Source organism: Pseudomonas sp. K2I15, assembly GCF_002204795.1.
Lineage (GTDB): Bacteria > Pseudomonadota > Gammaproteobacteria > Pseudomonadales > Pseudomonadaceae > Aquipseudomonas.
This window is the reverse complement of record NZ_NIXO01000129.1, coordinates 1-3,205: the sequence shown is the minus strand read 5'-3', so window position 1 is coordinate 3,205 and position 3,205 is coordinate 1. Positions and strand designations below refer to the sequence as shown.

At 60.7% G+C, this 3,205-nt stretch carries 3 protein-coding genes; 1 reads left to right on the top strand and 2 read right to left on the bottom strand.

Annotation, left to right across the window (positions count from 1 at the left end):
* Window positions 1–106 precede the first annotated feature (106 nt).
* Window positions 107–808, bottom strand: coding sequence for a helix-turn-helix transcriptional regulator (locus CEC48_RS30675; RefSeq protein ID WP_088427235.1), 702 nt, complete (start codon window positions 806–808; stop codon window positions 107–109).
* 185 nt (window positions 809–993) lie between these two features.
* On the bottom strand, window positions 994–2,238 hold the full coding sequence (locus CEC48_RS30670; RefSeq protein WP_088427234.1) for a methionine gamma-lyase: 1,245 nt from the start codon (window positions 2,236–2,238) through the stop codon (window positions 994–996).
* Between the two features lie 124 nt (window positions 2,239–2,362).
* On the opposite strand from CEC48_RS30670, the gene CEC48_RS30665 reads away from it, so the two are divergent.
* On the top strand, window positions 2,363–2,833 hold the full coding sequence (locus CEC48_RS30665) for an Lrp/AsnC family transcriptional regulator (RefSeq protein WP_088427236.1): 471 nt from the start codon (window positions 2,363–2,365) through the stop codon (window positions 2,831–2,833).
* Window positions 2,834–3,205: the final 372 nt, after the last annotated feature.

Here is a 3,205-nt window from a genome sequence, read left to right as displayed (position 1 = left end):
GCTCGCGAATGCGGTGGGTCAGTGAGGGATGTATCAACTGACACTCCGCATTCGCGAGCAAGCCCGCTCCCACACAAGCTCGCTCCCACATTTGCTCCGAGGTGTTCTAAAGAATTGCGTTTTCTTCTGTGGAATACATCCACCGCATCAACGAATGCCGGCCACTGATGCCCATCTTGATCGCCGCCCGCTTGAGGTAGCTCTCGATGGTGTTGACCTTCAATGCCAGTTGCTCCGCCAATTCCGGCGCGGTACGCCCGGCCAGCAACCCTACGCACACCTCCAGCTCCCGGCTGGACAGCGCCAGCCCCGACTGCGCCAGGCGTTCTTCAAAGCGCCGGCGCAAGGTGTCGATGCCTTGTTGCTGCGGCGCTTCACTGCCCGGGCCGCAGGGTTGCAGGGCGCTGATGTGCTTTTCAACCATCGGCAGCAGCAACGAGGAGAAGTCTTGCAGGATGATCCGTTCCTGCTGGGAAAAGCTCTCGGAGGGGTTTGAGCGATACACCGACAGCACGTAGCTGACGTCATCCTTGCGCCGGGTCAGGTGCAGTTGTGCGGCGGCCTGGGCTTCGTCCAGCTCAAGCACCGGGTCGGTGTACACCGGGTTGATCCCCAGCATTCGCGAACTGCCGGCCTTGCGCGGGGCGTGTTCCCTTGGACTCACGGGCAGTTGGGTGATGTGCGTGGCGTCGACGGCCAGTTGGGTGAGGATCAGGTCATGCAGCATGCGCGGGAAATGCCGGCTGCCGGTGCTGGCAATGACCTTGCCGATGTGGGGGAACAGGTGTGAGTTCATCATTTCATCCATGAGTTTCAAGGAGGGCGGCGTACAGGGCAGTGATATCCATGACTGCCGACTCGTATGCTAGTACAGCCTTTCGCAAACGGGCCAATGAATGGATCAAATTTTTTGCGGCGCAGGGCACAACGGAAAAAGCCCGACCTTTTCAGGCCGGGCTAATGATAAACGTCGCGCCTGCTGATGAATTTACCTCAAGCGTGATGAACGTTTTGCTGCACCACCCGGGATTTCGGCTTCACGGCGCACGCGTGCAGGGCCTGGGCAATGTCGGCCAGCAGGTCGGCGACATCTTCAAGGCCCGCCGACAGCCGCACCAACCCTTCGGAAATCCCGTGGTGGGCGCGTTGCTCCGGGGTGTAGGTGGAGTGCGTCATGCTGGCCGGGTGCTGGGCCAGTGACTCGGCGTCCCCCAGGCTCACCGCCCGGGTGAACAGCTTCAGGGCGTTCATGAAGCGCCGGCCCATGTCGATACCGCCCTTGAGCTCAAACGCGATCATGCCGCCGGGCTGCGTCATCTGCCGCGCGGCCAATTCGTACTGTGGGAAGGAGCGCAGGCCGGGGTAGGTCACCCATTCCACCAGGGGATGCGCCTGCAAGGCTTCGGCGATGGCCAGGGCGTTGCTGCAATGGCGGTCCATGCGCAGGGCCAGGGTCTTGAGACCGCGCATCAGCAGGGCGGCGTCCTGGGGTGACATCACCGCGCCGGTCAGGTCCTTGAGCCCTTGCAGGCGAATGCGCTGGGCCAGGGCCTGGCTGCTGACAGCGATGCCGGCGGTGATGTCACCATGGCCGCTGAGGTATTTGGTGGCCGAATGCACCACCACGTCGGCGCCCATTTCCAACGGGCGTTGCAGGTAGGGCGTGCAGTAGGTGTTGTCCACCACCACGATGATGCCGGGTTGCTGGTGGGCGATGTCGGCGACGGCGGCGATATCCACCAGTTGCAGGTTGGGGTTGGCCGGGGTTTCGAAGTAAACCATGCGGGTGGCGGGGCTGATGGCCTCGCGCAGGGCGTTCAGGTCGGTGAGGTCGACGTGGCGCACCTTGATGCCGAATTCGCCGATGCCGTGGTGCAGCAGGGCGAAGGTGCAGCCGTAGAGGGTCTGGCTGACGATGATTTCGTCACCGGGGCGCAGCAGGGTCCAGAACGTCGCGGCAATCGCGCCCATGCCGGAGCTGAAGGCCACGGCAGCTTCGCCGTTTTCCAGGGTGGCCATGCGCGATTCCAGCAGGGCCAGGGTGGGGTTGGAGATGCGGGTGTAGAAGTGTCCGTTCTCTTCACCGGCAAAGCAGGCGGCACCGTATTCGGCGGTGGGGAAGGCGAAGGTTGCCGACAGGTAGATCGGCGGCACGAGGGCGCCGTGGTGGTCCTGTGGATCGTAGCCGTGGTGGATGGCACGGGTGGAAAAGCCGAACGTATTGTGTTTATTTTTCATGGTCGGACGCTCCTTATTTCCTACAATGCTATGCTTATAACTGCGGCCGAACGTTCCATAGTTTGCTGGGAAAACCCGGTAGATTGGGATGAAAAACAATAAAAATGACGTTTTGAGGCAAGATATGCCTATTCATCTGGATCGGACTGACAAGGCGCTTTTAAACGCTTTGCAGGGCAATGCGCGGTTGACGGTGGCGGAGTTGGCGGAGCGGGTGTCGCTGACCACTTCGCCGTGTTGGCGGCGGGTGAAGAACCTTGAGGACAGCGGGGTGATCGGCGGGTATCAGGCGATCTTGTCGCCCAAGGCGCTGGGGTATGGGGTGACGGCGTTTGTCAGCATCATGATGGACACGCACTCCCGTGAAGTTGCCCGGGCGTTTGAGCAGCGGCTGTTGGAGATTCCCGAGATTGTGGCGTGTCATAACGTTTCGGGGCGGTATGATTTTTTGTTGGAAGTGGTGGCGAGGGATCTGGAGTCGTTTGGGGAGTTTGCCCGGGAGGTTTTGCAGGGCTTGCCGTGTGTTAAGGAGATTTATTCGAGTTTTTCTTATAAGTCGGTGAGGCCGTTGCGGGTGATTCCTCTGCCTGGGTAATTTTATTGTGTACATATCCATTTCTGCGGTAACGGCTTCCTAGGGTTCCGCTCTTACAGCGGGTCACTTTTGAAAAGCGCAAAAGTAACCAAAACGCTCTGCCCCGCCTGTCGGCGCCTCGCTTAGGCTCGGCGTACCCTCACTCCGGTATTGCTCCGCGGGCCGCCGCGACGGCCCGTCCCTGGCCCGTCGCGGCTAAACCGGCGTCCTGCCGGTTTACCCGCTCCTCAATACCTGCGTTCGGCCTCGGGCTGAATGGGGCAGTCAGATCAAGATCAAGATCAAAAGCAAGAGCACAGCGGCCTACCGGCCGGCTTGAGTGTTAGAAGCAAGGTCAAGGGCAAGGTCCAGAGCGAAAGCAGAGCTGCTTTT

Excerpts from the sequence above, each read along its gene's own strand:
- CEC48_RS30665 (WP_088427236.1), top strand. The coding sequence starts at position 2,363 with ATGCCTATTCATCTGGATCGGACTGACAAGGCGCTTTTAAACGCTTTG.
- CEC48_RS30675 (WP_088427235.1), bottom strand. The coding sequence starts at position 808 with ATGGATGAAATGATGAACTCACACCTGTTCCCCCACATCGGCAAGGTC.
- CEC48_RS30670 (WP_088427234.1), bottom strand. The coding sequence starts at position 2,238 with ATGAAAAATAAACACAATACGTTCGGCTTTTCCACCCGTGCCATCCAC.